Genomic DNA, 17,961 nt, shown 5'->3' with positions numbered 1-17,961 from the left:
GTGTAGGTTTTAGTGGCGTTTTCTACTTCTTCCTCCCTTTTTTCCGGAGGATTTCTTTTGGAATCGTTTTTTGGTCTTTAAAAGGTCGCTGGAATCGCTGAGATCTTCTTCGGAGTCTTTAAGGTTGAATTCTCCCTCCGACAACTCATATAAGTGTTGAAAGATCACCGAGTCTTCTACGGTGTCCTTGTTCCAGTTCAAGAACGATTTCTTCATGTGGTTGGCGATATTGATCACCAAGGCGTTCTTCATATCGCCTTCGTCCCATCCCCGTGCAACATCGATCATGCGTTTTATGTTGTTTCCGTAGAAACGATACTTCGGATGGTTTTGCGGATATCCCAGCGGTTGTGGTCTTTCGCGAAGCTCTTCTATGGATGGCTTCGGATATGGAGAATCTACATCCAATTTAAAGTCCGAAATGATAAAAAGTTGGTCCCAAAGTTTGTGTTGAAAATCAGGGACATCGCGCAAGTGTGGATTCAGATTCCCCATCACTGCAATGATGCTCTTAGCACATTTGTTGCGGGCTTCTTTGTCTTCTATGGCCAGACAATGGTCTACCATTTTTTGTATGTGACGGCCGTATTCGGGTATGATCAAATGCGGACGCTCTGTGTTGTATTCTAACTGGTCTATCAAAATTAAAGGCTTAGTAAGTAAGGGTAAGTCCTAGCGTTTGCAAAATAGTAAATTATAGGGAAATCACCCCTTCTACTTTAGAAACTTCTAAATATTTTTCTATCACGGCATCTGGCGATTTCATACGCACTTTTACAGAGACACTAGTAAAGGTTCCTTTAGAAGATTCTTTGGTTTGTAGATTCGCTGAAGTGTCTGCAAATATGTCTTTAATGGCCGCCACTTTAGCCGGATCAGATGGGACAATAAATTTATATAAATAGGTAGAAGGCCAACTAAAATTATCTTCTAATTGGGCTTTTAAACGCTTGTAAAATTCTTCTGTTTTCTCAGAATTATTCATGAATGTGTAGCAGTATTTCTGTACCGACAAAGATACGTCTTTCAGATCGAAAAAATTATCTGCAACTTTGCCTGAGTTATGGATCGATATTTGCCTTGTTAAAACCAAGGGATTCCTTTACTTTAAAACACATGGAAAAACAAATCCACAGGATCGTTATCACCGGGGCGCCTGGAACAGGTAAAACCGCTGTAATAGAAGCACTACAAGAGCTTGGATACCATATCTTCCCTGAGGTGATCCGCGAATTTACGTCAGAAGAGACCGCCCTGCAGGAGAGCCCGCAAGAGGCGACCAATCCGATAGTGTTTGCAGAAGATTCTGAGGGTTTTAACCGGCGCCTACTCCGCGGCAGACAAAAACAGTATTTAGACGGTAGCGCCTTAGCGCAACCGCTCTTTTACGACAGAGGGCTCCCGGATGTCTTGGCTTATATGGATTATTTCGAGCAGTCTTATACGGAAGAATTCGAGCGTTACTGTCTGGATCACCGCTACGACCTTGTTTTTATAATGCCACCTTGGGAATCGATATTTCATGCCGATGGTGGCCGTTTCGAAACCTTCCAGCAAGCCAAAGAACTACACCACAGTCTTATGAGCAGTTATGAGCGATTTGGTTATCCGCTCATCGAAGTACCTAAGAATACCATAGAAAAAAGAGTCGCTTTTATCTTGGAACAACTCAATCGCTAATGAATCCGAAGGAGCTCTTACAGCAGTATTGGGGCTATGAATCCTTCAGGCCTGGTCAATTGGAGCTTATTACAGCCTCCATACAAGGGCGCGATGTTTTAGCGATCTTACCTACCGGAGGCGGCAAAAGTCTATGTTATCAATTACCTGGCATCGCTTTAGACGGAATAACTTTGGTTGTAAGTCCTTTGGTGGCGCTGATGCAAGACCAAGTATTTAGGCTCAAAACCCTTGGAATCAAGGCAGTTGCTCTAAGCGGCGGACTCAGTTATGAAGCAGTAGACCGCACCCTGGACAATTGCATCTATGGAGATTATAAGTTTCTCTTCCTCTCGCCAGAAAGACTACAGCAAGACCTTGTTCAAGGACGGATCAAGCAAATGAAGGTAAACCTGATAGCCATAGATGAAGCCCATTGCATCTCGCAATGGGGACACGACTTTAGACCCTCCTATGCAAAGCTAAGTGCATTGCGAGAACTGGCCCCAGAGGCTTCAATTATTGCCCTCACAGCAACGGCCAATTCTCGTGTGGTTATGGACATACAGGAGCAACTAATGCTTCGTGATCCTTTGATCCATATTGGCAGCCTTGAAAGAAGCAACCTAAGCTATTCAGTTCTTGCTACTCAAGACAAATACAAAGGTTTAGAGGCTATGCTGCACAAACATCCTGGGTCCGGCATAGTGTATTTACGCAGCAGACGAGCTTGTGAACAATTGACGCAATGGCTAAATGCTGCTGGGCATCAGACCTTTTCTTACCACGGAGGTTTAGACGCTAAGACCAGAAAGGAGCGCCTGGAGGAATGGAAGCAAAGTGATCAGGCTGTTATGATAGCTACAAATGCCTTCGGAATGGGCATAGACAAGGCCGATGTTCGCTTAGTGGTTCATTTTCAGCTTCCGGATAGCTTAGAGAGCTATTATCAGGAAGCAGGGCGAGCAGGGCGAGATGAATTAGCGGCTCAGGCGGTGCTCTTGTACAGTGCCGACGATATCCAAAACGCCAAGAGTATGTTTTTGGAACAGCTGCCAGATCTTAAATTCACAACTACCGTTTACAAAAAACTCCAGCAACAATTGCGCATTGCCTATGGAGAGGGAGCTTTTGAAAGCTATCCACTAGACTTTGCCGGCTTCTGCGCAGATTACAACCTGGCTTACGGAAAGACCTATGCCAGTTTCCAAATGATGGATCGGCTAGGAATACTCCGATTAAGCCCAGTTTTTAGCAGACAGACCAAGGTACAGTTCACAGCTTCAAACCAACAATTACTCGACTTTTTTGAAAGTAATCCACAGGCCGGTATGCTTGGCCAAATGTTATTGCGACTTTATGGCGGCATTGCAGAAGTTTCAACAAGAATTGCATTAAAACCCCTTGCCAGACAGTTAAATAGGCCGGAACAGTTCCTTGTAGAACAATTGGAATTTATGGAGAAACAAGGGATCATTAGTCTAGAACTACAGGCGGCAGACAGCAATATCACCTTTATGCAGCCCAGAGAAGATGAACGAACCCTCTACCCTTTTGGGAAACATATCGAGCTGTATCACAAGCAAAAGACCAAACAGTTTGAAGCGCTATTAAACTATATCACAGCAGCTTCTTCTTGCAGACAGCAATTATTAGCCGCTTACTTTGATCAGCACGATCTTGCGCCTTGTGGTATTTGTGATCTTTGCCAAAGTCCAAAAGCATCTGCCAAAAACAGTATGCCCAAACACCGACAGGTATTAGATCTTCTTAAAAAGGGACCTTTGACACACGATCAACTGGCGGAAAGCCTTAATTTTGCTCCTGTAGCAGTGGGCGAAGTCTTACAGCTGCTCTTAGACGAGGGCTTGGTCGCCTTAGATCACAATCAAAAATTTAGAAGTATATAAGCGATGCGTATAGTCTTTATGGGTACTCCGGAATTTGCAGTGGCTTCCTTAGAGGCCTTATTAGCAGCTAAAATGGAAGTTGTTGGTGTTGTCACTACTCCGGACAAGCCTGCAGGAAGAGGCCGTAAGCTGAGAGGCTCCGCAGTAAAGGAAGCCGCACTTAAGCACGATCTGCCAATACTGCAACCAGAAAAACTCAAAGATGAGGCATTTCTAGAAGCCCTGCGCGCATGGAAACCCGATCTTATTGTAGTTGTTGCATTCAGAATGTTGCCAGAAGCTGTATGGAAGCTACCTGAGCTAGGCACCTTTAATTTACACGGCTCCCTTTTACCAGAATATCGGGGGGCGGCCCCGATTCATTGGGCAGTGATCAACGGAGAGACAGAGACTGGAGTGACTACTTTCTTTATAGATGAACAAATCGATACTGGTGCAATAATTGACAGTCGCACTATGGTCATCGGGCCAAATGAAACCACCGGTGAGCTTCACGATAGAATGATGCTTTTGGGAGCAGACTTGGTCGTTGAAACATCAAAGGCCATAGCTCAGGGTGAGGTAACGCCAAAAGCACAACCCAAGGAGAAAGCGTTTAAACCAGCTCCAAAGCTAAATTCCGACAATACGCGTATTGATTGGTCTCTGGCCCCGGAATATATATATAATAAGGTAAGAGGGTTGAATCCCTTTCCTGGCGCATGGACTATTATTTATAACGGTGACGAGGAAATTGTAGCTAAATTATACGAAGTGTCCTTTCAAGCGGGTCAGCACGATTTGGAAACTGGGACTTTGGTTCACGATAAAAAGAACCTGAAAGTGGCCGTTGAAAAAGGTTGGATCTCCATTTTAGAAATCAAGTTGGCGGGCAAGCGAAAAATGACCGCTTCTGCCCTTTTAAATGGATTTGAGTTTAAGCCGCAAGCCAAAGTCCATTAAACCCCCGTCTGGTCTGGGCTGCATGAATTTTATCGATAAAGTGTTCGCTTTATTAACAATGCCTTCGAGTTATTAACAAAAACCCCGATTTCCCGCGCCATTCCTTGCGTGAACCGATAATCCGATTAAATTTGTAAGGCAATAAAATAATAACGTTTAACCACTAATTTAATTTAAAGTTCAAATTATGAATAAATCAGATTTAATCGACGCAATGGCGGCCGATGCTGGAATCACTAAAGCAGCAGCTAAAAAAGCTCTAGAGTCTTTTTGTGGAAATGTAGAAGGAGCTCTTAAGAAAGGAAATAGAGTATCTCTAGTAGGATTCGGATCTTGGTCTGTTTCTAAGCGTTCTGCTCGCGAAGGACGTAACCCACAAACTGGGAAAACAATTAAAATTGCTGCTAAAAACGTGGTAAAATTCAAAGCAGGTTCAGAATTATCTAACTCTGTGAACTAATCACAAACGCAATAAAATTAAGGTAAAACCCCGCAATTCGCGGGGTTTTGCTTTTTAAGGGATTTATTTCTAGATTTACTTATGCCAACACTCAAACCAACTAAGGGAGTTCTGCTGATAGCCGAACCTTCTATACTCACAGATGTTTCATTTAATCGTTCTGTGGTACTGTTGGCGGAAGTGAACGAGGCCGGTGCTGTAGGTTTTATACTCAATAAACCCTTAGAATTTACCCTCAATGATCTAATTCCTGAGATCGATTCCGAACTAACCGTTTATAAAGGCGGTCCGGTAGAGCAAGACAATTTGTACTTCATTCACAAGATCCCGGAGCTGATACCTGATAGTGTTGAGATCGCTAATGGTATTTATTGGGGTGGAGACTTTGATGCCGTTATGACACTCTTGGAACAAGACAAGATATCCAATGATGATATTCGTTTCTTTCTGGGGTATTCCGGTTGGGCCAGTGAACAATTAGAAGACGAGCTGGAGATAAACAGTTGGATAGTCATGGAGAACCCTTATGCCAACGGGGTTATCGGAATGAGTTATGACAATTTCTGGAAGGAGAAAATGATCGAATTTGGAGACGACTATGCCTTATGGTCTAACGCTCCGGAGAATCCACACTACAATTAAGACAATCTAACCCGTGCATTGAGTTTCCCAATAAGGTCTTTGGCGACCTTATTGTCGTACTGCTTTTTGCGGTATTTGGTAACCGGTTGTATCCCTTGGACCACATTGGTCAGAAACATTTCGTCTGCCTTTTGCAACTCAAATGGAGAAACAGGCCCCTCCTCTATCAAATAATCAGGTAATTCGAGTAAGAGTTTTAATATCTGCTTGCGCATGATGCCGTTCAAGCAACCCGAAGCTATTGCCGGTGTTTTTATGCGGTCTCCCTTGACCAAGAACAAGTTTCCGTTTAAGGCCTCGACAATTTCTTTGTCTGTGTTTACAACTAAACAGTTCTGATAATCGTTCTCTCTGGCGTAAATACTACCCAAAACCTGTAAGGCCTTATTATTGGTCTTTAAAGTTGATAACAAAGAAGGACTCAAATAATGATCTTTGTACAATTCAACCTCATATGGCGCTTCGTTTAAGGTATAAAAAGGACTCTCGATGGCTCTTAGGCTCATAGTATATTCTACTTCTAAATGCTGCGGGCCATATAAGCCGCCGGATTTGCGATATACCAGAAGTTTAACCACAGCAGTCTTGGCCATGAGCTCATTGGCAGTTACCAAGGCTAATATTTGCTCACTGAGCTGCTCCGGAGTAAACTCCATGGGTATCTCCATACGCATAATACGCATGGCCGACATGAGTCGGAAATAATGATCTTCCCAGAAAAGGATCTTTCCCTGCTGCACACGAAGGGTCTCAAACACGGCGTCTCCGTAGTTGAGGCCTCTGTTGTCAAGTGTTAACGCGGATTGATCTGCCGTGAGTGTTCCGTTGATATTGTACATAAAAAAACTCCCGATTATTCGGGAGCAAAGATACCTATAATTAGAGGGTTTTTAAACCGATCCTAAAATATGTTTTAGTTCTGAGATCATGTTGTCCCAGAGCATTTTACCTTCTTCCATTTCGTCATCTTCGGCAAAGTCGGTAACCATAAGAGAAACGTCTTTGGTGATCTCATCTACTTGGATGCGTAATTCAAAATAATAATCGGTGTCTTCGTCTTCCATCCAACGAAACTTGACGCGCTCGCCACTTTTCTTGCTGATCAGCTTGGCTTGTTCCTCGCTGCCATCCCAAATGAAGGTAAAGAGTTCTCCTCTGGAATTGACATTATCTGCGTACCACTCTGAGAGTCCGGATGGTGTTGAAAGGTATTGGTAAAGAAGGGATGGAGACACATGGATTGGGAACTCCATTTCATATTTCACTTTGTCGCTCATTGCACTTTTTAGATTGGAACGCTCCAATATATATATTAATTTGATAGTACAAAAGAATTGCTTTGGAATTAAAAAAATAAAACAAAAATTGATCGCTTTATTTGGCTTGAGCGGATTTGTTGTTATCTTTGCTCGCTGTAAAAAATGGCGAGGTAGCTCAGCTGGTTAGAGCGTCGGATTCATAACCCGGAGGTCGGGAGTTCAAGTCTCCCTCTCGCTACAAAAGCAAACCCAAATACCGCAAGGTATCTGGGTTTTTTTATGTTCTGAGCTGAAAGCTTGCTTTCAAAGCGAATGGACGTGAAAAAAGACAGTAAAAGCCCAACGGGCTTTTGGGTTTGTATGCTTGTTCCTGCTTCCCTCTTAAGACTCAGCGAGCCAAAGGCGAGCTAAGTCTTTATTCATACCAACGCGGCAGCCTGGCCCCTTCGCTAAAAATGTCCACAGGACATTTTCTCAACGCTCGGTCCTATGCTTGATACAGCTTCCCTCTTAAGACTCAGCGAGTGATAGCGAGCTAAGTCTCATTGTAATCGTTCTTTCCGCTTACGCGGGTACCTCTCTCAAATATCCACTGGATATTTGGTTTTCTTTGAAAACTTCGTTCGGTAATGTTCAGGCTTCCCTCTTAAGACTCAGCGAATGAAAGGAGCTAAGTCTCAAACAATTCCCCCGCGACAGGGATAGAGCGCATGTTTGAGCTCTTTGCGAAGCAAAAGCGAGTAGCGATAGCCCGGTGCCGAAGGCAGGCGCCCAAAAAACAAATAAAAATGCTTTCCGCTTACGCGGGTACCTCATACAAACATACCGAGAACATTTCATCAGCTGGCAATACCAATTAACAGCATATATTTATAAATCCTGAGCTTTTGTTTTTGATGCATTGTATTTAAATAACTAATTAAAATTTGGGTGGGGTTTAGACTACCCCATGGTCAAAACTAAATTTTGTTCAGGAAAATCTAAAGCCCAGTCGATCCTAAAGGGGTTCTGTAGAACTCAGCAAGTGTCTTCGATCACCGTAGGTTTAGCGAAGGTGATAGCGAGTAGCGATAGCCCGACCCGAATGCAGTGAGGGTGGCGCCCGAACTACTATTACCCAAAGATCACCAAATAAAAGCTGGAGTGACACCTTAGGCAGCGAGCGCCCAAAACCAAAGACTTACTTAAATTAAGGTATACTATACACTACCCTTCCTCTTCCTACAAAATTCAACTAACAATTGTTAATTCTATAGCCTTAAAAACATCGATGAAATGCACTTTTTTGCAGTTAAAGTGCAAATTATCATGTTTTTTCTTGGTCAAATGGATTTTAATACACATTTTTGTCAGCAGCTGAATTACAGCTAATAACGTTTCAACTAAACCGTAACCCCGAATCGAATATGAAACCCCCGTATTCTTCATACCGACTTCGCGCCTACTTAACAGCTCGAATCTTTGGCCTAAGAATTACTTCGATTTCTCACTTGTGTTCGATCCGTAACATGAACAAGCCAATGACTATTGGCGCCCTAATTCAATGATTATGAACCCAAAACTACCTCTAAAGGCTATTACCTTTGTGATGGCTCTGTTTGTTTCTGCCGGGCTATTCGCTCAAGAAACTGCTAAAAGAATTCAGATCGACAACGTATCTCCTACGCTGTCTAAACTTTTGGTCGAGAACGGAATTGACCTGCGCTGTGGTGTTCAGCACACCCACGAGAAGCTCCAGTTAGAATTGCAACCTACCGAATTGTCGGTATTGCAATCTTTGGATGTTGACTATACCGTACTTATCGATGACCTGTATGCGCATTATCAGGAAGTTGCTGCCAAGGAACTTCCAAAAGCTAAAGCGCAATTGGCACAAATGAAAGCTATTCAAGCTGCGGAAGCTGCTGCTAAGAGCTCTGTGAGTAGTGCCACTCAAGATAACTTCTTGCAATACACAGGATCTTCTGAGGTAGCCTGGGCTATCCCGAGCAATTTTCATTTAGGAGCCGGTTTTGGCGGCTGTTTGACTGTAGATGAAGTCCTTATAGAGTTAGACGAGATGGAGGCATTATTCCCAGGTCTTGTTTCTGCTAAGCAAGATGCTTCCCCTAGCGGCGAAGTTACTTGGGGTAACAACAGTTCCGGTACAGCGAATGACTGGGCTGGGCAGACTGTTTACTATGTGCGTATGACAAGTGATCAGGCTTCTGCAGAAGGTACTAAGCCTGCTATGCTCTTTACTTCTATGATCCACTCTAGAGAGGTTAGCTCTATGATGAGTAACATCTACTTTATGTGGTACCTGCTTGAGAACTACGGTGTTGACAACCGAGTGACCGAGCTTTTGGACAATAACGAAATTTACTTCATTCCTATAGTGAACCCTGATGGATTGCGTTGGAATCAGACCATTACACCTTCTGGTGGAGGAATGCAGCGTAAAAACCTGAATCCTTCTTCTGGTAACAGTACAGTAAGTTCATCTAACACCACCCGTGGTGTGGACTTGAACAGAAACTTTGATTACTTCTGGGGAACCGCGGGTTCTGGATCTTCAGGTACTCCAAGTTCTGATTCATATAGAGGAACCAGCCCATGGTCTGAGCCAGAATCACGAATTTTAAGAGACTTTATCTTGTACGACGGTCCTGACGCTGGTACCGATCCAGACCGAAACTTCAAGATAGTTTTAATGAACCACACCTTTGCCAACAGTATTCCTCACCCATATGGTGGTAACCCTACTAACGTTTCAGGGCGCGAGGACGAAATGCATGCTTGGCACGCGGAAATGACCCGATATAACCGTTATGTTTCTGGAGCGACTATCTTTACTCCTGCTAACGGTATTGCAGACGACTGGATGGTTGGTGGACCAACTGATGGTAATGGATCTGTAGGATCTGGCATCAACCTATTGGGAACAACTCCTGAGATCGGTGGGAACGGATTTTGGCCTCCTTCTACGGAGATCACTCCTAACGCTCAGGCTGTAGTGCGTCACTTCTTTGCCTCTATTTACTACGGAGGTAAGTATGCGAAGTTCCATGACATGACGCAATCTGACGTAACTAGTCTTACTCCTAACCTAACTTTTGCTATTGAGCGTGTAGGACAAACAGCTAGCGACTTTGACCTGGTAGTTACACCAGGAACCAATATGACAGGATCTGCTGTCACTTTAAGTGCAAACGGTCTTGGTATTGTAGGATCAAGTGCTTGGACAAACCTAACAACCCCAGTATCACTAGATATGAACATTCAGGCAGATGACACTTTCACGTATACGGTTTCTTTGCGCAACGATGACGGAAACGTGATCTACGAGGCAGAAATTGAAAAAGTATACAACCCAACGGTAATCTTCTCTGATAACCCGGATACAGATGGACTAACCAACTGGACAGCTACCGGAGCTTGGAATAACTCCTCTTTAGACGGTTTCACTGGAACTCGTTCTTTAAGAAGCTCTAGTACCATTCCTTATGTTAACAATTCTAACGGAACGCTTACCTCTGCTGCATTTGATATTTCAACTGCGGGAGAGACTGTGATCCAGTATTACACTAAATACGATATTGAACGCAACTTCGACTACGTTGAAGTATTAGGTTCTACAGATGGCACGAACTGGGTAGCTCTTAGCGGACGCTACACCAAACCAGAAGCTACCTCTTCTACTAACGACCACAATGCCAAAGGAACAACAGACGAAGGCCACCAGAGCGGAAGTTCAGGCTTAGTTTATGATGGCGATACCTTTGATCAATGGGTAATGGAGGAGATAGTAATCAGCTTAGGCGAAAATACTTCTTTATTTGGTTCCAATAGCGTTCAGATTCGTTTTAGATATTCTAACGACTCGAACAACCGTGGTGAAAACTACAGCTACAACTTTGACGGATTCTTTATAGACGACTTTAAGGTGATCCGCACCAGTACAGAGGTACAGTGTAACTTTGATCTTGTTAACACTTTCCCTTATACAGAAGATTGGGAAAATGGACGTGGACTATTTAAAGAGCAAGCTGGAGACGACGGTGACTGGACGCTTAATACTGGTGGAACTGTTAGTTCTAATACTGGACCAAGTCAAGGGAACGATCCTGTTGCTCCAGACGGTGGACAATATCTATATACAGAGGCTTCTACTTCTGATTTAGGATTCAATGCCAACGTAATTCTTACGAGCGGATGTATCGACCTAAGTAATCATTACGGAGCTTCAATTGCTTTCGATTATCACATGTTCGGTGCGGCTATGGGAACTGTAGCCTTAGAGGTTAGTGAGGATGGTGGTATCACTTGGTCACAAGCTACCAGCATCACCGGACAACAGCAAACATCTAACGGTGCTGCATGGCTTACCGAGAATGTAGACCTTAGCGCCTTAAGTTACGACGGTAAAGTGATCCGTGTTCGTTTTAACGCGACTACTGGTACAGACTTTACTTCAGACATTGCAATAGACAACTTTGTACTTAATGCCACAGAAGTATGTAGTGTTACTACTACTTGGACTGGTAGCTGGGACAATGGAACGCCAACGGCTAACGTACAAGCTGTTATTGCTTCAGATTATGATATGAATACGCTTCCTAGCATTGAAGCTTGTGCCATTACGGTACAAAGTGGTGCTACCCTTACTGTTGCTGCAGGAACCTATGCCAGCTCCACAGGAGATATCACTGTAGATACCGGAGGAAACCTTGTTGTAGCCCATGAAGGATCTGTGGTTCAAACTGACGATACTTCTGCAGCTACCAACAACGGAAGCATTACAGTTTCTAAAACGACTCCTACCCTAGGATTCAGAGAGTTTAGCGTAATGTCGAGCCCAATGTCTACTTCTACAAGAGACGTTGCATTCTCTGGTGCTTTTAGAGCTTTTGGCCACAATACCGCGAACTTTGACACCAATGATGCAGTAACGGCAATTGTTGGAGACGCGATCAACTTTGTGGATCAGACCGGAAACGACCGTATTCCATTAACAGGATCTGAGTCTCTAGATGTAGCTCGTGGTTATATTGTTGTGCCATTTGGTCCTGGACCAGGTGGAACCTACACGGCAAATTATACACAAGGAACATTGAACAACGGACAGGTGACTAAATCATTGATCTATAACGGATCTCCAGAAGAAAGTGCCAACTTAATTGGTAATCCTTATGCTTCTGCAATCGATGCTGATCTGTTCTTGGCCAACAATCCACATATTCCTGAATTGTATTTCTGGAATCAGAACACCACTCCAGCTGCAGGACCTGGTTACCTTGCTTACAGCATGGAAGACATTTCTCAGTACAACTCCTCTGGAGGTATAGCTGCGGCTTCCGATCCAGGAAACATTCCTGATCAGTTTGTACCATCAGGGCAAGGATTTGGTGTAAAACCAACCAGTAACGCTAATGCGGTATTCTCTAATACTATGCGTGTAACTGGCAACAATACCGGATTCAAGAGTACTCCAGAGGCTACGGCAAGACCGAACCGCATTTGGTTGCAAATGAACAATGCATCTTATACGGAGTCTACCAGTACTACTTTGGTTGCTTTCTTGAGCGAAGCTACAGATGGCTTTGACCTTGGATACGACAGTAAAAGAATCGGAACCTATGTTTCTCTTTTCTCTACAGTTGACGATCTAGAACTAGGAATTCAAGGACGCGCAGCCTTTACCGAAGACACTAAAGTTCCTATGGGCTTTAGAACACTATTGGAAGAGACCACTGCTTATACTATTAGCATTGCACAGTTAGAAGGAAACGAGATCAATGGTGCCACGGTATACCTAAAGGATCTTCAAACTGGAGTGATCACAAATCTAAATGAGCGTGATTATACCTTTACCGCAGATCAAGGACACTACCCTGATCGTTTTGAACTGTTCTTTAAGAATGAATTACTTGGAACTGAGGATCTAGGATTTAGCGATGCGAGCGTACTGCTCTACCCTAACCCTGCATCTTCTGCCTTCACTATTCAGAATACAAGCAATGAGGTAATCGAAACAGTGACCCTTATCGACATTCAAGGTCGTGTAGTTTTCACTGCAGATATGAACGGACAATCTCAACGCGATATTTTTGTAGGACAACTTCCGGCTGGAGTCTATTTAGTTAAACTGCAGACTAGTAACCAGGAAGTGATCAAAAGACTGATCAAGAATTAATTATCACTAGTTTAAACTTTAAGAAAGCCTTCCTGTAAGTGGAAGGCTTTTTTTGTGACTATATTCCTACAGTATTTGCTCCCTAAAACCCATTTTAACCGTCAAATACACTATATTTTCGACAAAGTGTATGATTTACTTGATTAACGGTTTAACCGTAACCGTTCAAATTGTATACTTTTGAACCGCAAACAATTATAAACTTAACCTCACACTTTATTATGTTCATTTTAAATGCCCCCAGAAATGAAAACAAATACTTCGAACAGAATCTTAGGATTCTTATTTGTAGGAATACTGTTCCTATTTCAAGCTAACGCACAAGCACAAACAGTTTTACATCAGACCGGTTTTGAGACTGGTACCGACGGCTGGACAATCACCGGAGGAACAAGAGCTAATAGTACTTCATACGCCTACGAAGGTAGCTGGAGTATTCAGCTCAGTAGAAACAACACCAATATGGTGTCTCCTGGTCTTGCGCTTTCCTTTTATGACAAGGTCGATATCCGTTTTCACTTTGTGAATCGAGGTATTGATACCGGAGAAACCTTGATACTTGAGTATCGCCCAGATGCAATCAGCTCATGGCAAGTACTGAACACCTATACTTCTGGTGTTGTCGCTAGTAAAAATGCTGATTTTCAACACGATGCTCCATCTACAGTAGACTACACAAAGATCTTTAGCATTTTTGCGACAGATTACACCTTTCCATTATTAGCTACGGGTCAGTTCAGACTTAGACCTAATGCCAATCATTCGAGTGATTTGATCCACATAGATATGATCACAATCACCGGAACTACCTTTAATACTATTTCTACAGGTCCTGGTGGTGTAACAAGTAACTTAGAGTTATGGTTGCAAGCCGATAAGGTAGATGGATCTGGTGTTATTGCAAATAACTCGAACATCAATACATGGCAAGATACCGGTAAAGGAAATGATGCCAATACTATGGTAAGCACACAAGCGCCTACCTATAAGAATAATACAACCGACAACATCAATTTTAATCCAGTCATTGAGTTTAGCAATTCTTCTGCTACCTCCAGCTCAGACATGGGTTATCTAACAGCACGTGACGAATTGACCGGAACAGGTGGTTTTTACAGTCATGACATCTTTGTGGTGGTAACACCAGATGAGCCAATTACCAATACCATGATTCCCCTTGATACCTTTACAGGCAAGGATCCTACAGGTACTACAGCTCAAGAAGATGTGACTGGATTCGGTTATGGGGCATATACTAACCGTTTTACCAATGAGTACTTTGCATACTGTATTGGTACCACCTCTGGTCCGGGCAATGGGTATGGTCGTGGAGACCTTACCTTTAATGTAGACTTAAATCAAGTAGGTATTGTTAACACCAGACACAATGCTACTTCTGGAGCTACAGGTCAAGATGTATTCTTTAATAATATTAATATCGGAGACAGCGAATCAGATGCTCCTGATTTTGCTGAGATCTCTAACCAAAAATACTATATAGGACGTAGCCAATACTGGAACGGAAGTTTCGGTGGGCGCATTGCTGAGGTTATCACCTATTCTGCTACCAATGCCGACGGATCGGCTTCTGATGCCAGAAACCGTATTCAGTCTTATTTGGCTATCAAATATGGGATCACGCTTGGCATCAATGGTGTCTCTCAAGATTATGTAGACGCTAACGGTAACGTGATCTGGGATCAATCTGAAGATGCTGCTGCTTTCAACTACGATATCGCTGGAATTGGTCGTAGTGACGCTGCCGGTTGGCAACAAAAACAATCGAAGTCTATCAACAGTGGAACTATAGTGACTATGGGTATCACCGAGATTACTTCGACAAACAGCAACAATAGCAACAGTATTCCTATTGACGAATCATATTTAGTTTGGGGCAACGACAGCGGAAGCATGGCAGCGGCACCTGCCGTTAATGTCGATCTAAGTGCCAGTATTCCCGGCCTTTCCACTCCTGTTGACTTTACTTCCGTTTCTAGAACATGGAAGGTAGTTGAGTCTGGTGGAAACGTACCTACAGTGACGGTTTCAGTTCCTGAAGTATCACTATCTGCTACCCTGACCCCGCCGGGTAGCTACCTGATGTTTATTTCAAACACGCCTTCATTTAGCCCAACTTCTGAGTATCGTATCATGACTTTGAACGGTTCTAACCTAGAAGCTACTTATGATTTTGACGGCACCAAATACATCACTTTCGGTTATGCGCCACAGTATGTATATGAGCGTTCTGTTGATTTTGACGGATCTGCCGATTACTTGGATGCAGATGATATTGCCGACGTAAACGGCGCTTTCAGTATGTCTGGATGGATCATGTCAGACGGAAGTAATACCGATGTTGACATTATCTCTAAGCGTGATGCCTCTCCGTATACCCAAGGATATGCACTTAGAATTCACTCAACTGGTGCGCTACAGGCTATGTGGAAGAACAATTTAGGAATTACACAATCGATCTTATCGAATACCATAATTACAGATTACGCTGATGTATGGCACCATGTTGCTTTGACCTACGACGGTTCTAGAGCATACCTATATATTGATGGAGTACTTGATAACGATCAGGCAATGTTGCCTCCAGTAGCTAACGCGCAGCACTTACTTATCGGTGCCGCCAACTACTTGTCCCCTCAAAACCATTTTGATGGTACTATTGATGAGGTACGTATTTGGAATCGTGCGCTTACTGTAGATCAGATTCGTTATATGATGAATCAAGAACTAGAAGAGCACACTGATAACACAGTTAACGGAACCATTGTTCCTCAAAGTATCACGAAGAACGATGTGGCAGTAATTGACTGGCCAGAACTTATCGTGTACTACCCGATGAACGTATATACCTTTACCAACATTAACGATAGCTCAGGAAACAACAATGTAGCGGCCATTAAAAACCTAGACACTGTAGATTTCCAAACAGCTCCGCTTCCCTACGAAACCGATGCTGATGGTGATTGGTATACAGCTTCTACTTGGGTGAACAAATCAGTACAAGAATACCCACAAGGAACTTCTATCGTAGATGGTTCTACACTTATTGAGTGGAATATTGTAGACATCAATCACAATCTTACAAACTCGGTAAACACTACTGTGCTTGCTGCAATGATAGACAGCAGCGCGTCTCTTGTGATGGACAACGAGAACAAACTAGAAGTGTCTCATTACTTAGAATTAGACGGATTCCTAGATCTTCAAGGAGACTCCCAGTTGGTACAAACTGCTGGTAGTGACCTAGAAGTAACTAGTATAGGATATATGGAACGTGACCAAGGTGGTACGGCAGATCTTTATACCTATAACTATTGGTCTTCTCCAGTAGGTAGACTAACTCCAAGTACTTTGAACTGGGATTACAAAGTAAACAATCGTTTACGCGATGGTAGTAACCCGAGTTCCCCTTTGAATATCAATTGGGTTTGGGGTTATGATGGATCAGGCGGATCTCCGATCTCCCTATCTGCTCGTTGGATCTACCGATTCGAGAACGGTGCTATCGGTGATTATGACGCTTGGGAGTTTGTTGGACCATACCAATACTTCCAAGTAGGTCAAGGATTTACAATGAAAGGATCAGGTACAGGAGGTGTTACAGATATTCAAAACTACACCTTTACCGGAAAGCCGAATAACGACCAAACGGGACATGAAATTCAATTGAGTATCAACGCGGGTAGAAACTATTTGGTAGGAAACCCATTCCCTTCTGCTCTCGATGCCAATGACTTTATCGCAGACAACCCGCATCTAGACGGTACGCTATATTTCTGGGAACACTTTGGAGGCGGATCACACTTCTTGGCAGAATACCAAGGTGGATATGGTATGTACAACCTTTCTGGAGGTGTTGCAGCCACTTCTCACCCAATGGTAAGTGATGCAGGAGCTTCCACAAAACTTCCAGGGCGTTATGTACCAGTAGCGCAAGGTTTCTTTGTAGCTGCGGATAGCGATGGTACAATCAACTTCAACAACAGTCAACGAAATTTCGTTAAACTGGGTGGATCTTCTGTATTCATGTTCACTGACGACACCTACGCTACTCCAAGTACAACAGGTGCTGAAACCACAGGCGAGCCAGATGATACCCAATTCGATGCACCGGATACAAGAACCAAGATCCGCGTTGGATTTGACTCACCAATTGGCATGCACAGACAGCTCTTAGTAACCTTTGACGATAATACCACTAAAGGATTTGATAGAGGTTACGACGGTAAAGTCTTTGACGAGCAAATTGAAGATATGAACTGGCTTATTAACGATACGCGTTATGCAATACAAGGAGTACCACCTATCAATAGCGAAGCCAGTACACGCTTACCACTTTATGTGAAGATCGAAGAATACGGTGAAATGAAGATTGGCTTGGATGCTGCGGAGTTTATGAGCGAGAAACTCGTTCCTTACCTGCACGACAAACTAACCAATACTTTCGTGGATCTAAGAACAGATTACTTTACTACGCTTATCGAACCTGGAGTGTATGACAACCGATTCGCGATCATCATTAGAAAAGGTGAGCGTCAGGTAGATACTCAGGTAGCTAGTAAGCAAGTTGCCACTGTAGGCGCACTACACAGTAAAATCGCTCAAGAAGTGACTGTGTTTGCCAAAGATCAAGAAATGACCATTAGTGAGGTTACGGTTTATTCGATCCTTGGTCAGCAAGTTGGAACATATCAGTTTGCGGGTGATGCTACTCAAGTAAGCTTCCCTTCTGCTCATTTGAGTACAGGAACTTATGTGCTACGCATTCAGACAGAAAATGATATCCAAACCACAAAGATCATTATCGATAAATAAAAGCTAAGACAAAAGAAGTAGTTTTTCCTAGCGAAAAGGGGAGTCTTGTAATGAGACTCCCTTTTTTTATCCAAATACACT

The 17,961-nt window shown here is 43.2% G+C and carries 11 protein-coding genes and 1 tRNA gene; 8 read left to right on the top strand and 4 right to left on the bottom strand.

The annotated features are described in order from the left end of the window. Nucleotides 1–9: 9 nt before the first annotated feature. Both BTO09_RS12850 and BTO09_RS12845 read right to left on the bottom strand, forming a co-directional pair. Nucleotides 10–642: a DUF4290 domain-containing protein gene (locus BTO09_RS12850; protein WP_087525169.1), complete on the bottom strand. Its 633-nt coding sequence runs from the start codon at nucleotides 640–642 to the stop codon at nucleotides 10–12. 52 nt (nucleotides 643–694) lie between these two features. Continuing rightward, entirely contained in the window at nucleotides 695–985 is a 291-nt protein-coding gene (locus tag BTO09_RS12845) for a DUF493 family protein (RefSeq protein WP_087525168.1), read from the bottom strand. Between the two features lie 131 nt (nucleotides 986–1,116). Between BTO09_RS12845 and BTO09_RS12840 the strand changes: the two genes are divergently transcribed. The 5 genes from BTO09_RS12840 (at nucleotide 1,117) to BTO09_RS12820 (ending at nucleotide 5,613) form a co-directional block, all read left to right on the top strand. Then, nucleotides 1,117–1,680 (top strand): AAA family ATPase, encoded by a 564-nt coding sequence (locus tag BTO09_RS12840; protein WP_157663515.1) that lies wholly within the window; start codon nucleotides 1,117–1,119, stop codon nucleotides 1,678–1,680. Beyond that, nucleotides 1,680–3,569 (top strand): RecQ family ATP-dependent DNA helicase, encoded by a 1,890-nt coding sequence (locus BTO09_RS12835; protein WP_087525166.1) that lies wholly within the window; start codon nucleotides 1,680–1,682, stop codon nucleotides 3,567–3,569. The genes BTO09_RS12840 and BTO09_RS12835 overlap by 1 nt, the downstream gene beginning before the upstream one ends. A 3-nt stretch (nucleotides 3,570–3,572) precedes the next feature. Beyond that, a complete protein-coding gene (fmt, locus tag BTO09_RS12830; RefSeq protein ID WP_087525165.1) occupies nucleotides 3,573–4,511 on the top strand; it encodes a methionyl-tRNA formyltransferase in 939 nt (312 codons plus the stop codon). A gap of 187 nt (nucleotides 4,512–4,698) precedes the next feature. Next, complete coding sequence (locus tag BTO09_RS12825) at nucleotides 4,699–4,971, top strand: HU family DNA-binding protein (RefSeq protein ID WP_087525164.1); 273 nt, start codon at nucleotides 4,699–4,701, stop codon at nucleotides 4,969–4,971. Nucleotides 4,972–5,052: 81 nt separating this feature from the next. Beyond that, complete coding sequence (locus BTO09_RS12820; protein ID WP_087525163.1) at nucleotides 5,053–5,613, top strand: YqgE/AlgH family protein; 561 nt, start codon at nucleotides 5,053–5,055, stop codon at nucleotides 5,611–5,613. On the opposite strand, the gene BTO09_RS12815 is transcribed toward BTO09_RS12820, so the two are convergent. Next, nucleotides 5,610–6,452, bottom strand: coding sequence for an aminotransferase class IV (locus BTO09_RS12815; protein WP_087525162.1), 843 nt, complete (start codon nucleotides 6,450–6,452; stop codon nucleotides 5,610–5,612). The genes BTO09_RS12820 and BTO09_RS12815 overlap by 4 nt on opposite strands. A gap of 51 nt (nucleotides 6,453–6,503) precedes the next feature. Then, nucleotides 6,504–6,890 carry an START-like domain-containing protein gene (locus tag BTO09_RS12810; protein WP_087525566.1) on the bottom strand — a complete coding sequence of 129 codons (387 nt, stop codon included), beginning with the start codon at nucleotides 6,888–6,890 and terminating at the stop codon, nucleotides 6,504–6,506. A gap of 146 nt (nucleotides 6,891–7,036) precedes the next feature. Here BTO09_RS12810 and BTO09_RS12805 point away from each other — a divergent pair. The 3 genes from BTO09_RS12805 (at nucleotide 7,037) to BTO09_RS12795 (ending at nucleotide 17,880) form a co-directional block, all read left to right on the top strand. Then, nucleotides 7,037–7,110: transfer RNA gene (locus tag BTO09_RS12805), tRNA-Met, on the top strand. Between the two features lie 1,311 nt (nucleotides 7,111–8,421). Further along, entirely contained in the window at nucleotides 8,422–13,047 is a 4,626-nt protein-coding gene (locus BTO09_RS12800; RefSeq protein ID WP_198356487.1) for a M14 family zinc carboxypeptidase, read from the top strand. A gap of 246 nt (nucleotides 13,048–13,293) precedes the next feature. Beyond that, nucleotides 13,294–17,880 (top strand): LamG-like jellyroll fold domain-containing protein, encoded by a 4,587-nt coding sequence (locus tag BTO09_RS12795; protein WP_198356485.1) that lies wholly within the window; start codon nucleotides 13,294–13,296, stop codon nucleotides 17,878–17,880. The last annotated feature ends 81 nt before the right edge of the window (nucleotides 17,881–17,961 follow it).

The organism is Gilvibacter sp. SZ-19, assembly GCF_002163875.1.
GTDB lineage: Bacteria > Bacteroidota > Bacteroidia > Flavobacteriales > Flavobacteriaceae > Gilvibacter.
The sequence above is the reverse complement of the archived record's forward strand: the minus strand, read 5'-3'. Positions and strand labels throughout refer to the sequence as shown.